14 protein-coding genes are annotated in these 17,785 nt (G+C 70.2%); 7 read left to right on the top strand and 7 right to left on the bottom strand.

Going from position 1 to position 17,785, the window contains the following annotated elements:
* Positions 1-61 precede the first annotated feature (61 nt).
* A complete protein-coding gene (locus OG507_RS26390; protein WP_327369652.1) occupies positions 62-1,084 on the bottom strand; it encodes an acetylxylan esterase in 1,023 nt (340 codons plus the stop codon).
* Positions 1,085-1,340: 256 nt separating this feature from the next.
* Here OG507_RS26390 and OG507_RS26385 point away from each other — a divergent pair, with 256 nt between their 5' ends.
* The 5 genes from OG507_RS26385 to OG507_RS26365 all read left to right on the top strand — a co-directional run bounded on the left by OG507_RS26385 (position 1,341) and on the right by OG507_RS26365 (position 7,500).
* Positions 1,341-2,591, top strand: coding sequence for a sugar ABC transporter substrate-binding protein (locus tag OG507_RS26385; protein ID WP_327369651.1), 1,251 nt, complete (start codon positions 1,341-1,343; stop codon positions 2,589-2,591).
* 5 nt (positions 2,592-2,596) lie between these two features.
* Positions 2,597-3,589, top strand: a complete 993-nt coding sequence (locus OG507_RS26380) for a carbohydrate ABC transporter permease (protein ID WP_327369650.1) — start codon at positions 2,597-2,599, stop codon at positions 3,587-3,589.
* Entirely contained in the window at positions 3,586-4,500 is a 915-nt protein-coding gene (locus OG507_RS26375; RefSeq protein ID WP_327369649.1) for a carbohydrate ABC transporter permease, read from the top strand. Before OG507_RS26380 ends, OG507_RS26375 begins: the two co-directional genes overlap by 4 nt.
* Positions 4,501-4,583: 83 nt before the next feature.
* Positions 4,584-5,786 carry a glycoside hydrolase family 1 protein gene (locus tag OG507_RS26370; protein ID WP_327369648.1) on the top strand — a complete coding sequence of 401 codons (1,203 nt, stop codon included), beginning with the start codon at positions 4,584-4,586 and terminating at the stop codon, positions 5,784-5,786.
* A 241-nt stretch (positions 5,787-6,027) separates the two neighbouring features.
* Complete coding sequence (locus OG507_RS26365; protein ID WP_327369647.1) at positions 6,028-7,500, top strand: glucoamylase family protein; 1,473 nt, start codon at positions 6,028-6,030, stop codon at positions 7,498-7,500.
* A gap of 44 nt (positions 7,501-7,544) precedes the next feature.
* Here OG507_RS26365 and OG507_RS26360 read toward each other — a convergent pair whose 3' ends face one another.
* On the bottom strand, positions 7,545-8,594 hold the full coding sequence (locus OG507_RS26360; RefSeq protein WP_442811117.1) for a hypothetical protein: 1,050 nt from the start codon (positions 8,592-8,594) through the stop codon (positions 7,545-7,547).
* A 226-nt stretch (positions 8,595-8,820) separates the two neighbouring features.
* On the opposite strand from OG507_RS26360, the gene OG507_RS26355 reads away from it, so the two are divergent.
* On the top strand, positions 8,821-10,896 hold the full coding sequence (locus tag OG507_RS26355; protein ID WP_327372097.1) for a TPM domain-containing protein: 2,076 nt from the start codon (positions 8,821-8,823) through the stop codon (positions 10,894-10,896).
* A gap of 52 nt (positions 10,897-10,948) precedes the next feature.
* The gene (locus OG507_RS26350) at positions 10,949-11,662 is read left to right on the top strand and encodes a PspA/IM30 family protein (RefSeq protein WP_327369645.1); all 714 of its coding nucleotides are present in this window, start codon (positions 10,949-10,951) and stop codon (positions 11,660-11,662) included.
* Between the two features lie 43 nt (positions 11,663-11,705).
* Here OG507_RS26350 and OG507_RS26345 read toward each other — a convergent pair whose 3' ends face one another.
* The 5 genes from OG507_RS26345 to OG507_RS26325 form a co-directional block, all read right to left on the bottom strand.
* Positions 11,706-14,264: a SpoIIE family protein phosphatase gene (locus tag OG507_RS26345; protein WP_327372096.1), complete on the bottom strand. Its 2,559-nt coding sequence runs from the start codon at positions 14,262-14,264 to the stop codon at positions 11,706-11,708.
* Positions 14,265-14,468: 204 nt separating this feature from the next.
* The gene (locus OG507_RS26340) at positions 14,469-14,897 is read right to left on the bottom strand and encodes an ATP-binding protein (protein WP_327372095.1); all 429 of its coding nucleotides are present in this window, start codon (positions 14,895-14,897) and stop codon (positions 14,469-14,471) included.
* A gap of 210 nt (positions 14,898-15,107) precedes the next feature.
* The gene (locus OG507_RS26335) at positions 15,108-15,512 is read right to left on the bottom strand and encodes a (deoxy)nucleoside triphosphate pyrophosphohydrolase (RefSeq protein WP_093896846.1); all 405 of its coding nucleotides are present in this window, start codon (positions 15,510-15,512) and stop codon (positions 15,108-15,110) included.
* Positions 15,513-15,536: 24 nt separating this feature from the next.
* Positions 15,537-15,719, bottom strand: a complete 183-nt coding sequence (locus OG507_RS26330) for an SPOR domain-containing protein (RefSeq protein ID WP_327369644.1) — start codon at positions 15,717-15,719, stop codon at positions 15,537-15,539.
* Positions 15,720-15,936: 217 nt separating this feature from the next.
* A complete protein-coding gene (locus OG507_RS26325; RefSeq protein WP_327369643.1) occupies positions 15,937-17,691 on the bottom strand; it encodes a purine-cytosine permease family protein in 1,755 nt (584 codons plus the stop codon).
* Positions 17,692-17,785 lie beyond the last annotated feature (94 nt).

Below are 17,785 nucleotides of genomic sequence, written 5' to 3'. Positions count from 1 at the left end.
GCAATTCAAGCCCGTCCGGCGCTTGAGGACGCAGCCGTCGTCCCGGACCGGGGCGTCGGCCTCACCCGCCCCCGCGAACCCGTCTCCCGAAGAAACCCCGCCGAGCCCCCCTCAGCTCCGCCTCCTCCGCCGCCGCCCCCGCATGCTCGAAGTGCCCCGCACTCAGCACCAGCAGCTCGCGCTCACCGGCCAGCGCGTTGTACACGGCGAACTGCCCCGGCGGCGGCACCGAGGGGTCGAAGAGCGCCGCGGCCACCAGCGTGGGCAGCTCCAGCCGCGTCGCGGCCGTCGCGGCGTCGAAGTACCGCAGCACCTCGACGACCTCCGGGTGCTCCCGGTGATACCCCCGTACCGCCTCCCCGCTCCCCACGCACGGCAGGGTGAGCCGCAACGGATGGTTGCCGAACGTCGGCACTGTCAGCTGCGCGGCCCCGAAGCGCTCGTCCCAGGGCAGAGCGAGCGCACCGAGCCCGCCGCCGAAACTCTCCCCGAGATACCCGAGCCGCGAACCGCCCGCCATGGCCGCTCCACCCGAACCGCCCGAACCGTCGGCCAGTCCCGGCACCAGCTCGTACAGCGCCGACGCCGCACACCACACGTCCGCCACACAGTCCCCGATCACATACGTGTCGCGCGACCCGATGCCGTACAGCACATGCGCGTCCGCCGCCTCCGGAATGCCCGGCTGCAGGCCGCGCGCCCCCATGCCCCGTACGCACGGCAGGATCGCCGCCGCCCGGGGCAACGGCAGCGGCACATCGGGGCCCGGCTCCCGGCGGCCGCCGTAACCGTGCCCGATGACGAACCCGTACTCCGCCGCCTCCTCGACGGGCAGCGCGACCCAGCCCCCGAGCCGCACCCCGCCCACCGAGGTGAACGTCACCCCGTGGATCCGTACGCCGTCGCGCTCCTCCTCCAGCGGGCCGAGCTCCGGTTCCGTGGCGACCTTGCGGGCCTCCTCGTACCGCGCCCGCCAGAAGGCGTCGAAGCCGTCCGGGGCGGGCGGAGCGGGGATGCGCAGCAGCTCGTCGAGCGTGCGCCCGTACGCCGGATCGAAGGGGAAGTCATGCGCGAACGGAGCCATGATCACGACGATATCGCCGCCCGCCCCACGCCGGTGCGGACCATCGCCCACCCCCACCAAGGCCGCGAAATAGGTCACATAACTCCCAATTCCGCAAACGACGCGCCTACCGTGCCAAGTTGAACATTCAGATGTCCGGCACGTTGCACGAGTGTGACCTAGCACCCTCTTGCGGATTCCCGAATCCCTGTCGCAGAGTGATGTATGCGCTTACAGACAGCGCATACATTTCGGATTGCTCAAGGAGGAGCCCTCCATGCCCCGCACCGCCAGAAACGCCTCGGTCGGTATCGCAGTCGCAGCCGCCCTCACTTTCGGTGTCACTGCCTGCGGCAGTTCCGGTGGCGGCGACGTCGCCGCGGACAAGAAGCAGACGCTCACCGTCTGGGCCATGGGGGCCGAGGGCGAGAAGCTCGCGGATGTGGCCAAGGTCTACGAGAAGGCCAATCCGAACATCACCGTCAAGGTGACCCCGGTCGGCTGGGACGTCGCCCACCAGAAGCTGGTCTCCGCGGCCGCCGCCGGCACCCTGCCCGACGTGGCGCAGATGGGCGGCAGCTACATGGGCGAGTTCGCCGAGCTGGGCGTTCTGGAGCCGGTCGACACCAAGACGTTCAACGAGAAGGACTTCTTCCCGTCCGGCTGGCAGCAGGGCGAGGTGGACGGCCAGGCGTACGGCGTGCCGTGGTACGTCGACACCCGCGTCCTCTACTACCGCACCGACCTGGCCGAGAAGGCCGGAATCACCAAGGCTCCGACCGACTGGAAGGAGATGCAGGACCTCGCCACCGCGTACCAGAAGAAGGCCGGTACCAAGTGGGGCCTGTCCATCCAGCCCAGCGGCCTGGACACGGTGCAGAGCTTCTACTCCTTCCTGTACTCGGCCGGCGGCGAGATCCTCAACGACAAGGGCGAGGCCGTCATCGACAGCCCCGAGGCCGTCAGGGCTCTCAAGGAGTACGGCTCGTACTTCGACAAGGGACTCTCCAACAAGTCCGTGCAGCCCGGCTACGACGTGGTGAAGGACTTCGGCAACGGCCGCGTCCCGATGTTCTTCGGCGGCCCCTGGCACGTCACCCTGCTGAACGAGGGCCAGCCGCAGATCAAGGGCAAGTGGGCGGTGGCCAACGTGCCCGCCGACAAGTCCTCCGTCTCCATGGCCGGCGGCTCCTCCCTGGTGATCTCCAAGGACAGCGGGCACAAGGCGGCCGCCACGGAGTTCATCAAGTACCTGACCGACACCAAGGGCCAGGCCGACTGGTACAAGCGCACCAAGGACCTGCCGGCCAACACCGCCGCCTGGACCTCCGGCGACCTGGCCGGCGACGCGAACCTCCAGGTCTTCAAGAAGCAGATGGACACCGCCAAGTCCGCCCCGTCGCCGGCCAAGTGGACGGAGATCACCGACAAGGTCGACCAGGCCATCGCCAAGGTCACCCAGGGCAAGGCGTCCGCCGAGGACGCCCTCAAGACGGCCCAGTCCGAAATCGAAGGCCTCGTGAAGTAGGAGTCATGCGCACCATGACCTCAAAGGCCGCTCAGCCGGCCAAGGTGCAGGCCGGGCCGGAGACCTCCGGGTCCCCGGCCGGCGGGCCCGCGAGTCGCCGGGGCGGCAAGAAGTCGTCGATGGGTGTGCAGAACCTGGCCGGCTGGCTGTTCTCCACTCCCTTCCTCGTCCTCTTCCTCGTCTTCATGGCGTTCCCGATCCTCGCGACACTGGTGATGAGCTTCACCGACTTCGGGCTGCGCAATGTCACGCACCCGCTGGACGCGAACTTCATCGGCCTCGAGAACTACGTCAATCTGTTCAGCGACGACAAGTTCCTCAAGTCACTGTTCAACACGGCGTACTTCGTGGTGATCGGCGTACCCCTGACGATCTTCCTCGGGCTGGTCGTCGCCGTACTGCTGAACAACGGCATCGACCGGGCGCGGACCTTCTTCCGCGTCGGCTTCTACGCCCCGGTGGTCACGACCATCGTCGCGGTCGCCGTGGTCTGGCGGTTCGTGCTCGACCCGAGCGACGGGCTCATCGCGGGGCTCCTCTCCGAGGTGGGTCTCACCTCGCCGGACTTCCTGGGCTCCGAGACGCTCGCCATGCCCTCGCTGATCGTGATGGCGGTCTGGCGCAACCTCGGCACGGTCATGGTGCTCTTCATCGCCGGTCTGCAGGCCATTCCCACCGAGGTGCGGGAGGCCGCGCGGCTGGACGGTGCCGGTATGTGGCAGGAGTTCAAGGGCATCACCGTGCCCCTGTTGCGGCCCACGCTGCTCTACGCCACGGTGATCACGACCATCGGCTACCTCAATGTCTTCGAGGAGCCGTTCGTGATGACCCAGGGCGATCCCTCGGACTCCACGCTCACCGTCTCGCTGAACATGTACCGCGAGGGCTTCAACTTCTTCCACATGGGCTATGCGAGTGCCATGGCGTATGTCCTCTTCGTAGTGATCATGGGCATCACGGCGCTGCAGCTCCGACTGCTGAAGGACAACACGAAATGAGCGCCACCAATGCACCGGGCGCCGTCTCGACGGCGCCGCCGCAGAAGCCCGGGGACACGCACACGCGGCCGTCCGCGGCGAAGAAGCCCCGCAACCTGAAGCGTCCCCTCGCCTACGTCCTGGTGTCGGCCGGCCTGCTCGTCATGTCGGCGCCCTTCCTGTGGATGGCGCTCTCGGCCTTCAAGACGCAGACGGAGCTGACGGCCAGCCCGCCCGTGTGGATCCCGACCGACTGGACCCTGGAGAACTTCCGGAACCTGCTCGACAAGCTGGATCTGCCCCTGTACTTCATGAACTCGGTGATCGTGGCGGTGCTGGTCACCCTCTCGAACCTGGTGTTCTGCTCGATGCTCGGGTACGCCCTGGCCAAGCTGAAGTTCGCCGGGCGCAACAAGATCTTCGGCCTGGTGCTCGGCGCCCTGATGGTGCCCGGCAACCTGATGCTGCTGCCGCTCTTCGTGCTGATGAGCAAGCTGCACCTGATCGACTCCTACGCCGGCCTGGTGCTGCCGTTCGCCGCCGGGGCCTTCGGGGTCTTCCTGATGCGTCAGTTCATGCAGTCGATCCCGGACGAGCTGCTGGAGGCGGCCCGGATGGACGGCGCCGGTGAGTGGTACATCTTCTGGCGGATCGTGATGCCGCTGGTGAAGCCCGCCCTGGCGACGCTCTCGATCTTCACGTTCCTGGGCTCCTGGAACAACTTCGTCTGGCCTCTCATCGCGACCAACGACCCGGACAAGTACACCCTTCCGGTCGCCCTGGCCACCTTCGCCACCGACCCCAACAAGGCGGGCGGGTCCAACGGCATGCTGATGGCCGGGTCCCTGCTGGTCGTCCTGCCCGTCGTCGTCCTGTTCATCGCGCTCCAGCGGCACTTCACCCAGGGCATCGCCACGGCAGGCATGAAGTAGCCCGCCCCATCGACATGTACGAGGCCGCGCGCCCCACACCCCCGCCGGCCACACCCCTTCACGCACCAGAAAGACAGTTTGCGATGACTCACACCCAGGTCCCGTTCCCCGAAGGCTTCCTGTGGGGCGCCTCCACTGCCGCCCACCAGATCGAGGGCAACAACACCAACAGCGACTGGTGGGTCAAGGAGCACGCCGAGGGCACCCACATCCAGGAGCCCAGCCTGGACGCCTGCGACAGCTACCACCGCTGGCACGAGGACATGGACACGCTGGCCGGTCTGGGCTTCACCGACTACCGGTTCTCCATCGAGTGGGCGCGCATCGAGCCGGCCGAGGGCCGGTTCTCCCGGGCCGAACTGGCCCACTACCGCCGCATGGTCGAGGGCGCGATCGAGCGCGGCCTGCGCCCCATGATCACCCTTCACCACTTCACCGTGCCGCAGTGGTTCGAGGCCCGCGGCGGCTGGACCGCCGACGGCGCGGTCGAGCTCTTCGCCCGCTACGTCGCGGCCTGTGCACCGGTGATCGGCGAGGGCGTCAGCCACGTCTGCACCATCAACGAGCCCAACATGATCGCCGTGATGGCCGGCCAGGCCAAGCGCGGCGACAACAGCTTCCCGCCCGCCGGCCTGCCGACCCCCGACGACGAGACCACCCAGGCCGTCATCGCCGCGCACCACGCGGCCGTCAAGGAGGTCAGGGCGATCGACGCGGGCATCCAGGTCGGCTGGACCATCGCCAACCAGGTCTACCAGGCCCTGCCCGGCGCCGAGGACGTCACCGCCGCGTACCGCCACCCCCGCGAGGACGTCTTCATCGAGGCCGCCCGCGGCGACGACTGGATCGGTGTGCAGTCCTACACCCGGACCAGGATCGGCAGCGAGGGTCCGATCCCGACGGCCGACGGCGCCGAGCGCACCCTCACACAGTGGGAGTACTACCCCACCGCCGTCGGCCACGCGCTGCGCCACACCGCCGAGGTCCTCGGCAACGACGTGCCGCTCATCGTCACCGAGAACGGCATCGCGACCGACGACGACAGCCGCCGGATCGACTACTACACCGGCGCGCTGAACGAGGTCGCCTCCGCGCTGGAGGACGGCCTGAACATCCAGGGCTACCTGGCCTGGAGCGCGCTCGACAACTACGAGTGGGGCTCCTACAAGCCCACCTTCGGCCTGATCGGCTGGGACCCGGAGACCTTCGAGCGCCTGCCCAAGCCGTCCGCCGTCTGGCTGGGCGAGATGGGCCGCACACGCGCGCTGCCGCGCAACGCCGACTGACCTCGGCTCCCCCGACCGGGAGCTACCTGACAGCTCCCGCCGTACGGGAACCGGTGGCACCTGACGGACGCCGGTTCCCGTACAGCTCCGCCCGCGCGGGCGCCGCCCGTGTCCAGCCCCGCCCACGGGCGGCGCCCGCGCGGTTGCCGTACGCGTCACGGCGCCCCGCGCCCTCAATCACGACCGACGAACGAAATCCGCCCACCGCCCACAGCCGGTGGCTCTTCTTCGAGGTGTACTGATGGACCGTCGCACATTCCTCACCGCCGTGGGAACAGGGGCTGCCGCCCTGTCCCTCGGAGCCGTATCCGCGCCCTCTGCGGGCGCCGCACAGCCCGTGCACGGCACGGACTCATCGCTTCTCCTGCGCTGGTTCCGCGATACGTACCGCTCGATCGAGGCGATGACGACCGACCTCGGTCTCGCCGTCGACAAGATCGACGTCAGCGGCTCCGGAACCCCCGTGCAGTCGCGCCAGACGTCCCCCACCAACATCGGCTGCGGCCTGTGGTCCACCGTCGCCGCCGCCGGGCTCGGCGTGATCAGCGACGCCACGATGGAACGCAGGCTGGAGCGCACCGTCCGGGCCGTCGAGAAGCTGGAGCGCCACCACGGCTTCTGGCTCAACTGGTACGACGCGCACGACGGTTCGGTGCTGACCGAGTGGCCCGGCACCGGCGACCCGGTGCGTCCGTTCCTCTCCTCCGTCGACAACGCCTGGCTGATCACCGGTCTGCGCATCGCCGCCGACGCCTCGCCCGCCCTGCGCCCCCGTGTCGCCCGCATCCTGGCCACCGCCGACTGGTCGTACTACTACACGCCGTACGACCCGGCCGATCCGATCGCCGGTCCCGGCCAGCTGCGCGGCGGCTTCTGGACCGACACCGAGGAGCCCACCGGCCACCACTACGGCGCGCTCAACACCGAGCCGCGCATGGCCAGTTACCTGGGCATAGCGGACGGCTCGCTGCCCACCGACCACTACTGGCACCTGCTGCGCACGATGGTCCCCGAGAACGGGCAGGAGCAGTACCCTCAGGGCAGTTACGTCGCCATGGACGGCGTACGCGTCTGGCAGGGGCACTACACCCACCGGGGCCGGAAGATCGTCCCCACCTGGGGCGGTTCGATGTTCGAGGCCCTGATGGTGCCGCTGTTCGTGCCGGAGCCGGAGTGGTCCCCGCGCTCCTGGGGCCTCACGCACCGGCGCTACGTCCGCAGCCAGATCGAGCACGGCATGGAGGAGGCGGAGTACGGGTACTGGGGCTTCTCGCCCGCCAACATTCCCGAGGGCGGGTACCAGGAGTACGGCGTCGACGCGATCGGCATGCAGATCGACGGATACGCCTCCAACACCGACCGTACGTACACCACGGACGGTGAACCGCTGCCGCCCGCCTCGGCGTTCACCAACGGTGTGGTCACCCCGCACGCCTCCTTCCTCGCCCTGCCGTACGCGCCCGACGAGGCGATCGCCAACCTGCGCGCGCTCGACCGCGACTTCGGCGCCTACCACGACGGTTACGGATTCCGGGACTCCGTCAACGTCGGCACCGGGCGGGTCAGCGACTTCATGCTCGCGCTCGACCAGGGCATGATCGCCGCGGCGCTGGCCCAGGCGCTCCGCCCGGGTCTGCTGCAGCGGCCGTTCCGGACCGGTGGGTTCCAGTCGAAGGTGCGACCGCTGCTCGTCAAGGAGCGCTTCTCCATCTGACGCCCGGCGACGCGCCTCCACATGCGTGGAGGCGTACGCGGGAGTCAGTTCCAGCCCTCCCGGTACGCCGCCCAGTCGCCGTCCAGCGCCGCGAAGTCGACGTAGAGCGCGACCCCGAACCGCTCCCGGCCGCGGTCCGTGCGCCCCAGCCCCAGTCTGGTGCCCCGGACCGCGGCCGCGACCGTCTCCGCGGACGCGTGGTGTCCGAGGTCGTTCTCGTGGAAGAACGGCAGCCCCATCAGCAGATCGGTGTCCCGGGGCGTCACTTCGAGTGCGAGCGCCGTCTGCTGGGCGACATAACCGCCGAACATGCCCTCCAGCGGCATCCAGGTGTCGTACGACATGACGGCGATCTGATCGACCCGGCGTGCGACCTGCCCGAAGAACTCCTGCGACCACCACTTCTGGCGGCCGCTGAGCGCCCCCACCACGCGGTGCGCCGCCGGCAGCGGGTCGATCTGGTGGGCGGCGACCGACAGGGAGGCCTGGCGGGCCCGGGTGAGTCCGCGCAGGTCGTCGAGGAGCGAGAGGTAGTGGGCATCGCCGGAGTGCAGCGGCTCCAGGTCGAAGTGGACGCCGTCGAACCCGGCGTCGAGTATCTGCCGCGCCGATGCGACGACCGCGTCGCGGGATGCCGCCCGCTCCAGGCGCAGCCCGTCCGGCCCCTCGGTGGCGAGCTTGTCGCCGAGCCAGGCCTGGACCCGGATGCCGGGCAGGGTGCGGTGTACGGAGTCGAGCAGCCACCGCGCCCGGGGATGGCGGGTGGCGGGCAGGGTGCCGTCGTGTTCCAGGGGCCCGGCGTGGACGTACAGGTCCTTGATGCCGGTCCCCTTGATCCGGGCGGCGAACGCGGCGAGGTCGGCGTCGTCCTTGCGTCCGTCGACCCAGGCGTGGCCGAGCCAGATCGCGTCGCGGCCCCGGGTGCGGGTGCCGTCGCCGGGGTCACCTGAATAGTTGAGCCGCAGGGCGGTACCGGCGGTGAGGACCGGCACCACGATCACGAGGACCAGGGCCAGCGCGATCCGTCTCGGCCAGGTCCGCCACAGCCCGCTCCAGCGGAAGCGGGCCGCCCGGTTCCGTACCGCCCCGGCCATGTGCTTCATCCGCGTACGCACGTCCGTACCCCCCTGTCTTTCGGTGTGCTGTCGCAGTATGAAGGTCATCCACCCAGGTGACCGGGGCACGGTCGCCCGGTCGCGGGTGACAGAGGGTGGACATAGCCTCACAAATGTGATGCCGCTCGTAAGCCGTGCCCGGGAATCCCGGACATCCGGGATATCCCGGATACCCATACCGGGCCGGGCCCTTCTCGCCGCGCTGATGACGGTGTGCTGGCTGGCCCTTCCCGCCGCGCCGGCCGCTCACGCCGACGATCCCGTGACCCTGTCCAAGGACGGGCAGATCACCGACAAGGTGGGGGCGCTCGGTAACCGCAGGGACCAGGTCACGGCCGCACTCGACCGGCTGTACGCCGACCGCCGCATCCAGCTCTTCGTGGTGTACGTACAGGACTTCTCCGGCCGGTCCGCGCAGAGCTGGGCCGATCTGACCGCCGACAGGAACGGTCTCGGCCGCGACGACGTCCTGCTAGCGGTCGCCACCCACGACCGGCAGTACGCGTACACCGTCGACCAGGACTCGCGCCTCACCGACGCCCAGCTCCAGGACGTGGCGAGCACGGCGATCGAGCCCGCGCTCAAGGAATACGACTGGGCGGGAGCGGCGATCGGCGCCGCGAACGGGTACTCCGCGGTGCTGGCCGACAAGGCCGTGCCCACACCGACGATCACGCCTGGCGTCGCCGACCCCGCAGCGGGCGGTTCCGGCGGGTCGAGCGCCGGGGACCTGATTCTTCCGGTGGTCGTCGTCGGCGGGGCGGCGGCGGCGGCCGGTTATGCGTACACCCGGCGCAGGAGGCGGGCCACCACCCGTACCACGCCCGGTGCGACCGGCTGGGGTCCGGGCTCCGCCGGGGCGGGCGGGCAGCAACCGCCGCCGACCCCGCTGCCGGAGCTCGACGCCCGGGCGAAGGAGACGCTGGTTGACACCGACGACGCGGTCCGCACCAGCGAGGAGGAACTGGGTTTCGCCACCGCCCAGTTCGGCGAAGAGGCCGCCGCACCCTTCACCGAGGCGGTCGGCCACGCGAAGGGCGAGCTGACGGCCGCGTTCCGGCTGCGCCAGCAGCTGGACGACGCCTTCCCCGAGGACGACGCGACGCGGCGCCGGATGCTGGACGAGATCATCAGCCGCTGCACAGACGCCAACAGCCGCCTCGACGCCGTGTCCGAGGACTTCGACCGGCTGCGCGCCCTGGAACGTAACGCTCCGCAGGCCCTGGCCTCGGCCGAGGCCGCCTTCCGCGCTCTCGCCGGCCGCGTCTCCACCGCCGACGCCGCCCTGAGCGCGATGCGCGGCCGGTACGCGGAGTCGGCCTCCGCGCCGGTCGCCGGTGCCGTCGAACAAGCCAAGGACCGTCTCGTCTTCGCCACTTCCGGTCTCAATCAGGCCCGGCAGTCGGTGGACAGCGGGAACAACGCCGCGGCGGCGGTGTACGTACGGGCCACCGAGGGCGCCGTCGACCAGGCGACCACCCTCGTCGATGCCGTGGACCGGCGAGGCCGGGAACTCGCGGAGGCGGCGGGCAGACTGCCTGCCGCCCTCACCGAGACGGAGACCGACCTCGCGGATGCGGGCGGGCTGCTCGAAGGCACCAGCGAGGGTGTGTCGACGGCCGATCTGCGGGGCCGGATCGCCCGCGCGCAATCGGTGCTGGGCGATGTGCGGGGGGAGATGCGGGCCGGTCCGTACGACCCCATCGACGCACTGCGCAGGGTGGAGGAGGCGGACGCGGCGCTCGACGAGGCGCTGGCCGGCGCGCGCGAACAGGAGCAGGGCAACCAGCGGGCCCGCTCCCTGCTCGACCGGGCGACGCTCACCGCGCGTTCGACGATCGCCGCCGCGGCCGACTTCATCACCACGAACCGCGGAGCCGTGGGCAGCCAGGCCCGCACCCGCCTCGCGGAGGCCCAGCGGCGGCTCGACCGGTCCCGCGAACTGGCCGGGGCCGACGATCCCCAGGGCGCGCTGGCCGAGGCGCAGCAGGCGGACTCGCTGGCAGGGCAGGCCCGCGGCCTGGCCGAACAGGACGTGCGCGCGTACGGGGGCCAGAGCGGCCCGGGCGGAATGCGGGGCGGAGGCGGCGGGGTCGGCGGCGCGGTGCTCGGCGGGATCATCCTCGGCGGACTCCTGGGCGGCGGGGGCGGCCGCGGCGGCGGAGGTTACGGAGGAGGGTTCGGCGGTGGCTTCGGAGGGGGTTACGGAGGGGGCGGCGGGCCGGGCAGCTTCGGCGGAGGGGGCACGCGCGGTCGGCGGGGCGGCGGCGGCCGCTTCTGAGCCGACGAGAGAACGCACCTATTCCCACCCATTCCCGTACAGGAGAAGCGCCATGACCAAGCAGACCATCCTCGGCCGCGTCACCCAGCTCGCGAAGGCCAACATCAACGCGCTGCTGGACCAGGCGGAGGACCCGCAGAAGATGCTGGACCAGCTGATCCGCGACTACACGGCCAACATCTCGGAGGCCGAGCAGGCGGTCGCCGCGACCATCGGCAATCTGCGGCTGATGGAGCAGGACCACCGCGAGGATGTCGACGCGGCCAAGGAGTGGGGCGGCAAGGCGCTCGCCGCCAGCCGCAAGGCCGATGAGCTGCGGGCGGCCGGGGCGGGCGTGGAGGCGGACAAGTTCGACAACCTGGCCAAGGTCGCGCTCGGCCGTCAGCTCCAGTCCGAGAAGGAGGCGAGGACCGCGGAGCCGACGATCGCCTCGCAGACCGAGGTGGTGGACAAGCTCAAGTCGGGTCTGGACCAGATGAAGACCAAGCTGACGGAGCTGAAGTCCAAGCGTGACGAGCTCGTGGCCCGCGCCAAGTCCGCCCAGGCGCAGAACCGGATGATGGACTCCGTCAAGAACATCAATGTGCTCGACCCGACCAGTGAGCTCAGCCGCTTCGAGGACAAGGTGCGGCGCGAGGAGGCGAGGGCGCTGGGCAAGCAGGAGCTCGCCGCGTCGTCCCTGGACGCCCAGTTCGAGCAGCTGGACAGCCTGGGAGACAGCGCCGAGGTGGAGGCCCGCCTCGCCGCCCTGAAAACGGCGTCCTGACGGGGCGCAGCCCGGCATCCCGCCCCGACCCGCCCCGCCCCGCTCAGAACATGCTGAGCAACTGCTCGACCGTGCGCTCGGCGGCGGGCTCCCCGTCGGGCAGGGCCAGCTCGAACCAGACGGTCTTGCCGCGCGGTGTCCGTCTGGACCCCCAGCCCACGCTGAGCAGCCCGACCAGCTGCAGCCCGCGCCCGCCCTCATCGGTGTCGCGCGCCCGCCGCCGCCGTGGCTGGACGAGACCCGCGTCCCACACCTCGCACACGAGCGTACGGTCGCGCAGCAGCCTGAGCCGGATCTCGCCCTCCCCGTACCGCAGGGCGTTGGTGACCAGTTCGCTGACCAGCAGTTCGGTGGTGTCGACCAGCTCTTCGAGGTCCCAGGCGAGCAGCTGGCCACGGGCCAGTTCACGGGCGCGGCCGACGGAGCGGGGTTCGGGGGGCAGCCGCCAGTCGCCGACGGCGTCGGCAGGCAGACCCTGGATGCGGGCCATGAGCAGGGCGATGTCGTCCTCGCCGTGCCGGGTGTCGAGGGTGGCCAGCACGTGGTCGCAGACGTCTTCGAGCGGCCGCTCCGGTGCGACGAGCGCACCGCGCAGGGCGTCGAGCCCTTCGTCGAGCGGATGGTCGCGGGACTCGACGAGGCCGTCGGTGTAGAGGGCGAGCAGCGCGCCCTCCTTCAGTTCGACCTCGACCTCCTCGAAGGGTTCGCCGCCGACGCCGAGCGGCATCCCGGGCGGGACGTCGAGCAGCATGGCCGGTTCGCCGGGCTCGACCACGGCAGGGGGGAGATGGCCGGCGTTGGCGAAGGTGCACCGCCGGGTGACCGGGTCGTAGACCGCGTAGACGCAGGTAGCCAGGTAGACCTCGGAGAGATCGGCCTCGCGGGACTTGTGGGAGGCCCGTGAGGGCCACTGAGCGCCGCCGCCGGAGGACGAGGAGGCGCTGCCGCCGGGGGTGCCGAGCCCGCGGGCGACCTCGTCGAGCGCGGAGAGCACCTCGGCGGGTTCCAGGTCCAGGAGGGCCAGGGTCCTTACGGCGGTGCGCAGTTCGCCCATGGCCACGGCGGCGCGCAGGCCGCGGCCCATGACGTCGCCGACGACGAGGGCGGTGCGGTGGCCGGGGAGTTCGATCACGTCGAACCAGTCGCCGCCCACCTCGGTGGCGGTGTTGCCGGGGAGGTAGCGGCAGGCGATGTCGAGGCCGGCGGCCACGGGGTCGCCCGGGGGCAGGAGGCTGCGCTGGAGGATCAGGGCGCGCTCGTGCTCGCGCCGGTAGAGACGGGCGTTGTCGATACAGACCGCGGCGCGGGCGGCGAGTTCGGTGGCCAGTGCCCGGTCCCGCTCGCCGAAGGATTCGCTGCCCTTCGTACGGGAGAACTGGACGAGGCCGACCACCGTGTCGTGCGCGACCATCGGCACGGCGAGCGTGGAGTGGACGAAGCTCCGGTCGTCGCCGGGCACGACCTCGACATGGCCGGTGCGCAGGGCGATGGCGCAGGGCGAGTTGTACGAGAAGCGGTGTACGGCGCCGAGCGCGGGCGGGCCGGTGCCCGTGGCGTGTGCGGCGGTGTCCGCGGCGGTGGCGGGCAGGGCGTCGGACACGGCGCTGGCGAGGGCGACGCGGCGCAGCTCGGCCGAGCCGCCGACGGACTCCTGGCGCAGCGAGTCCCAGCGGCCGGGCGGTGCGTCCTCGCCGGTGAGCAGCCCCTGGTAGAGGTCGACGGAGGCGAGGTCGCAGAAGCCGGGCACGGCGACGTCGAGGAGTTCCCGGGCGGTGGTCTCCAGGTCGAGGGAGTTGCCGATGCGGGCACTGGCCTCGTTGAGCAGGGCGAGGTTGCGGCGGGCGCTGGCGGCCTCGCGGGCGGCGATGTGCCGCCGGGTCACATCGGTGGCCAGTCCGGCGATGCCGATGGGGCGGCCCGATCCGCTGTGCACGCGGTAGAGGTTCATGGACCAGTGGCGGCTGCCGGTGCCGCCGGGCGTGGTGCCGACGAGCTGGAGGTCGGTGACGGACACGCCGGTCTCCAGTACGCGCTTCAGGGTGGCGGTGAGCCGGTCCGCCTCGGGGCGCGCGAGGTAGTCGTCGACCGTGCGGCCGCGGTGGTCGGCGGCCTGGCCGCCGAAGACGGTGGCGAAGCGCTGGTTGGCCCGTATCACCGTGAGGTCCGTGCCGAACAGCACGAAGCCGAAGGGAGATTGGCCGAATATGGCCTGTGACGCGGCGAGGTCCGTCTCGATGCGGCGCAGCGCGCGGACGTCCACGACGATGCAGAGCGCGGCCCGTTCCCCGGAGCCCGTCTCGCTCGGCATCACATAGATCTCCGCGAGCCCGTGCACGGGGTTCTCGCCCGGGATCCGGAAGGGGACGAGGCCCGTCCACTCCTTGCCGTCGAGGATCTCGCCGACCCGGCTGTGGCCGTCCCTGCGCAGTTCGGCGGGCATGAAGGCCTCGACCGGATCGGTACCCACCGCCCTGTCCGCGGGAATGCCGAAGAGACCGGCGGCCCTCCGGCTCCACTGCTCGATCAGGCCGTCGGGGCCGATCGAGAAGGAGGCGACCCTGATGTAGTCATAGATCGAGCCAGGCGGGCTGCTCTGCCACACAACGTCGCCCGCTGTCCCAGGTATTTCGCTCACGCGACCGTCCCCTCCAGCTCACACACCGGACCGGTCCTGCCCGCAGTATTCAGCACTACGGCCCCTACCGGCACGGCGTTCACGATCACAGCAAGGTCTCAGTCCCTTTCGGCCAGGTTCCGCCCGGCCTCCGGCCGACCTCGGATGATCGCTGTGCGTCCCACCCCACTCCTAACCAGGCAGGGCCAGCTCGAACCACACGGTCTTGCCGGTCTTTCCGCGCCTGGTCCCCCAGCGGCGAGCAGAACAGGCCACCAACTGCAGCCCTCGGCCGCCCTCGTCGTCGGGTCCGGCCATACGTTCGGTGGGCGGGTCCGGAAGCGGATCGGAGACTTCCACGAGCAGCCCGGAGCGGGTCACGGGGGCGTCACCGTTGAGATGAGGACGCAGAAGCCGTACGCCGATGGGGCCCGCTGTGTATTGCATGGAGTTGGTCACCAACTCACTGACCAGCAGAACCGTCATGTCCGCGACGGCGGTGTCGAGCCCCCAGCCGCGCAACGCCTCATGGACGGCATGCCGCGCGGAGCGCACGGCGCCCGGCACAGCCGGAAAGGTCCACTCGGCGCAGTCGCCTTCGGTGTCGATCACGCCGACCACTTCCAAGACCAGCAACGGGAACGTCCTGTTTACGGGGGTTAATCAGCACATACCCGATATTTGGGGTGCCCTATCGCCGGGCCCGGCACGTGGGGCGTACGGGTGTATGTCCGCGCGCACGAACAGATGCACCCGGGGAGAAGGGCGCACAGCCCCATCACCACGCGCCACCGAAGCCCTCACGGGCGGCGCACGCCGTGGTGTTCCAGGTCAGCGGGGTGCGCCGTCCGGCAGACGGCGCATCGCCTCCGCGACCGCGGGCAGGTCCTGGTCCAGCCAGTCGACCGCATCGCTCTCACCGGGCCCGAGCCAGCGCAGCTCGTCGTGGTCCTGGAGCGGTGCGGGCACCCCGGACACCAGACGGGCCGTCCACACCCGGAGCACGTACCCGGGCTTCAGCGGCCATTCGCCGGGGATGCGCTCCAGGGGTTCCGTCTCCACGCCGAGCTCCTCACGGAGTTCCCGTACGAGCGCCTGCTCGCCGCTCTCCCCCGGCTCCAGCTTTCCGCCCGGCAGCTCCCACCGGCCGGCCAGCTCGGGCGGGGCGCTGCGGCGCGCGGCCAGCAGACGGCCCCGGTCGTAGACGGCTCCGGCCACCACCACGCGATCGTTCATGAGCCGGAGCGTAACGCCCCCGTCCTACGGCCGGGCGCTCTGCCCGATGCGCTCCACCCAGTAGAGCTGCTTGTGACCACGGGCGTCGAGCTTGTCGGCGATCTTCTGGGCCTCGCCCTGCGTGGCAAACCTGCCGACGCGGTAGCGATTGCCGTTGTCGTCCTGCCGTATCACCAGCCAAGGGAGCTCGGCACCGCTGTCATTCATTGCGCCCCTCCCGAGCATTGCGCCCCTCCCTCGAACGGCATGTACGTCTCTAAGGATCCCCAGGAAACCGCAGTACGCATATGCCGGAGCCTACGCCTGACCTTCACTCAACGGATACGTAATTACACAAAGAGATACCGATCCGGCCATAAAAAAAGGGGGCGCACCCAGTTGGATGCGCCCCCCTGCAGCAGTTATGCCGCCGGTTTACCTGCGGCTATTGCGCCTCTGCCATCGCCGTACGCACCGTCGGTATCGGCATGAGGACGGGTCCGGCCGCCGGCTCCTTGCGGCAGACGTCCCCGCACTCCGCGTCCAGCGAGCAGCACAGCGAACAGATCGGCCCTGCCTGTACGGGGCAGTCGGCGATGTCCGGCAGTTCGTAGGCGGTTTCGCAGACCGCGCAGGTGTGGGTGGCGGTGATGTCCGCGATCTCGGCGCCGGGCCCGTTCACCGGATTGGGGCGGGCCAGGTAGTACTTCCCCTTCGTCGCCCAGGCGATCAACGGGCAGAGGGTCAGGGCCAGTCCGGCCGCGATGAAGGTCGAGAAGGCTTCCGCATAGCGTCCGAAGAGCCCGAAGAAGGCCAGGATCGAGACGGTCGACGCGATCACCATCGCGCCGAATCCGGCCGGGTTCACCGCATACAAGTAGGCCCGTTTGAACTCGATGTACCGGGGGCTCAGCCCGATCCGCTTGTTGATGACCAGATCGGCGGCGACGGCGGCGATCCAGGCGATGCCCACGTTCGAGTAGAAGCCCAGCAGCTTGTTGAGGGCCGCGAACATGTTCATCTCCATCAGCGTGAGAGCGATGGCGAGGTTGAGGAAGATGTACCAGACGCGGCCAGGGTGTTTGTGGGTGATCCGCGAGAAGAAATTCGACCAGGACAGCGAACCGCTGTAGGCATTGGTCACATTGATCTTGATCTGCGACACGATCACGAAGACCGCCGCCGCGGGCAGGGCGAACGAGCCGAGCCATGGCTTCAGCGCCTCGATCTGCGGTGCGATCGGCTCCAGCGCGTGCGTCTTGCCGACCGCCTCCAGCGCTACGAAGGCGAGGAGTGCGCCGCCGAGCTGCTTCGCCGCGCCGATGATGACCCAGCCGGGCCCGGCGGCGAGCACCGCGAGGTTCCAGCGCCGCTTGTTGGCCTCGGTCTTCGCGGGCATGAAGCGCAGATAGTCGGCCTGCTCGCCGATCTGGGCGATGAGCGAGAGCGCGACACCCGTACCCAGCCCGAAGCCGATCCAGGAGAACCCGGAACCCGCGCCCTCCGTACCGCCGAAGGAGCCGAACGCGCCCCAGGCGTCCGGCGCCTCGAAGGCGAGCACGACGAACGGCAGCACCAGGCCGATGATCCAGACCGGCTGGGTCCACGCCTGCACCTTGGCGAGGGCCCCCATGCCCCGGAAGACGATCGGGATGACGATGAGCGTGGTCAGCAGATAGCCGGCCTCGACCGGCAGCCCGACGGCCTGGTGCATGGCCTGCGCCATGATCGAGCCTTCGAGGGCGAAGAAGATGAAGGTGAAGGACGCGTAGATCAGCGAGGTCAGCGTCGAGCCGAAGTATCCGAACCCGGCGCCGCGGGTGACCAGGTCCATGTCCAGGCCGTACTTCGCACAGGCCCGGGCGATCGGTATGCCGGTGAGGAAGATGATCGCCGCGGCGGCGAGGATCGAGGCGAGTCCACTGGTGAATCCGTAGGTGAAGACGATCGAGGCGCCGATCGCGAAGTCGGCGAGATAGGCGATCCCGCCGAGCGCGGTGCCCGCGACCATGGACGGCGACCAGCGCCGGAAGGAGTGCGGCGCGTAGCGGAGGGAGTAGTCCTCACGACTCTCGTCGGCGGCGAGCTTCGCGTAACTGCGCCGGGGCGCGGCGGGCGCGGGAGCGCCGGGCAAGGAAGCGGGGGCCGGGGCCTGTGGAGCCCCGGCCCCCTCATGTGTGGCGGTGCCGGTGTCCGTCATAGGTGACTCCCCGTTCGTCGTCCGGTGTGCGGGTACGAACGGGAAGTTAGGAGCTGGACATGACAAGTCGTTACAGTCGGTGATTGCCCCTCGG

The organism is Streptomyces sp. NBC_01217, assembly GCF_035994185.1.
Classification (GTDB): Bacteria; Actinomycetota; Actinomycetes; order Streptomycetales; family Streptomycetaceae; genus Streptomyces.
Note: the sequence above shows the minus strand (reverse complement) of the source record. Positions and strands in the feature narration are given on the sequence as shown.

Excerpts from the sequence above, each read along its gene's own strand:
- OG507_RS26370 (WP_327369648.1), top strand. The coding sequence starts at position 4,584 with ATGACTCACACCCAGGTCCCGTTCCCCGAAGGCTTCCTGTGGGGCGCC.
- OG507_RS26380 (WP_327369650.1), top strand. The coding sequence starts at position 2,597 with ATGCGCACCATGACCTCAAAGGCCGCTCAGCCGGCCAAGGTGCAGGCC.
- OG507_RS26385 (WP_327369651.1), top strand. The coding sequence starts at position 1,341 with ATGCCCCGCACCGCCAGAAACGCCTCGGTCGGTATCGCAGTCGCAGCC.
- OG507_RS26350 (WP_327369645.1), top strand. The coding sequence starts at position 10,949 with ATGACCAAGCAGACCATCCTCGGCCGCGTCACCCAGCTCGCGAAGGCC.
- OG507_RS26355 (WP_327372097.1), top strand. The coding sequence starts at position 8,821 with ATGACGGTGTGCTGGCTGGCCCTTCCCGCCGCGCCGGCCGCTCACGCC.
- OG507_RS26375 (WP_327369649.1), top strand. The coding sequence starts at position 3,586 with ATGAGCGCCACCAATGCACCGGGCGCCGTCTCGACGGCGCCGCCGCAG.
- OG507_RS26360 (WP_442811117.1), bottom strand. The coding sequence starts at position 8,594 with ATGGCCGGGGCGGTACGGAACCGGGCGGCCCGCTTCCGCTGGAGCGGG.
- OG507_RS26335 (WP_093896846.1), bottom strand. The coding sequence starts at position 15,512 with ATGAACGATCGCGTGGTGGTGGCCGGAGCCGTCTACGACCGGGGCCGT.
- OG507_RS26330 (WP_327369644.1), bottom strand. The coding sequence starts at position 15,719 with ATGAATGACAGCGGTGCCGAGCTCCCTTGGCTGGTGATACGGCAGGAC.
- OG507_RS26390 (WP_327369652.1), bottom strand. The coding sequence starts at position 1,084 with ATGGCTCCGTTCGCGCATGACTTCCCCTTCGATCCGGCGTACGGGCGC.
- OG507_RS26365 (WP_327369647.1), top strand. The coding sequence starts at position 6,028 with ATGGACCGTCGCACATTCCTCACCGCCGTGGGAACAGGGGCTGCCGCC.
- OG507_RS26325 (WP_327369643.1), bottom strand. The coding sequence starts at position 17,691 with ATGACGGACACCGGCACCGCCACACATGAGGGGGCCGGGGCTCCACAG.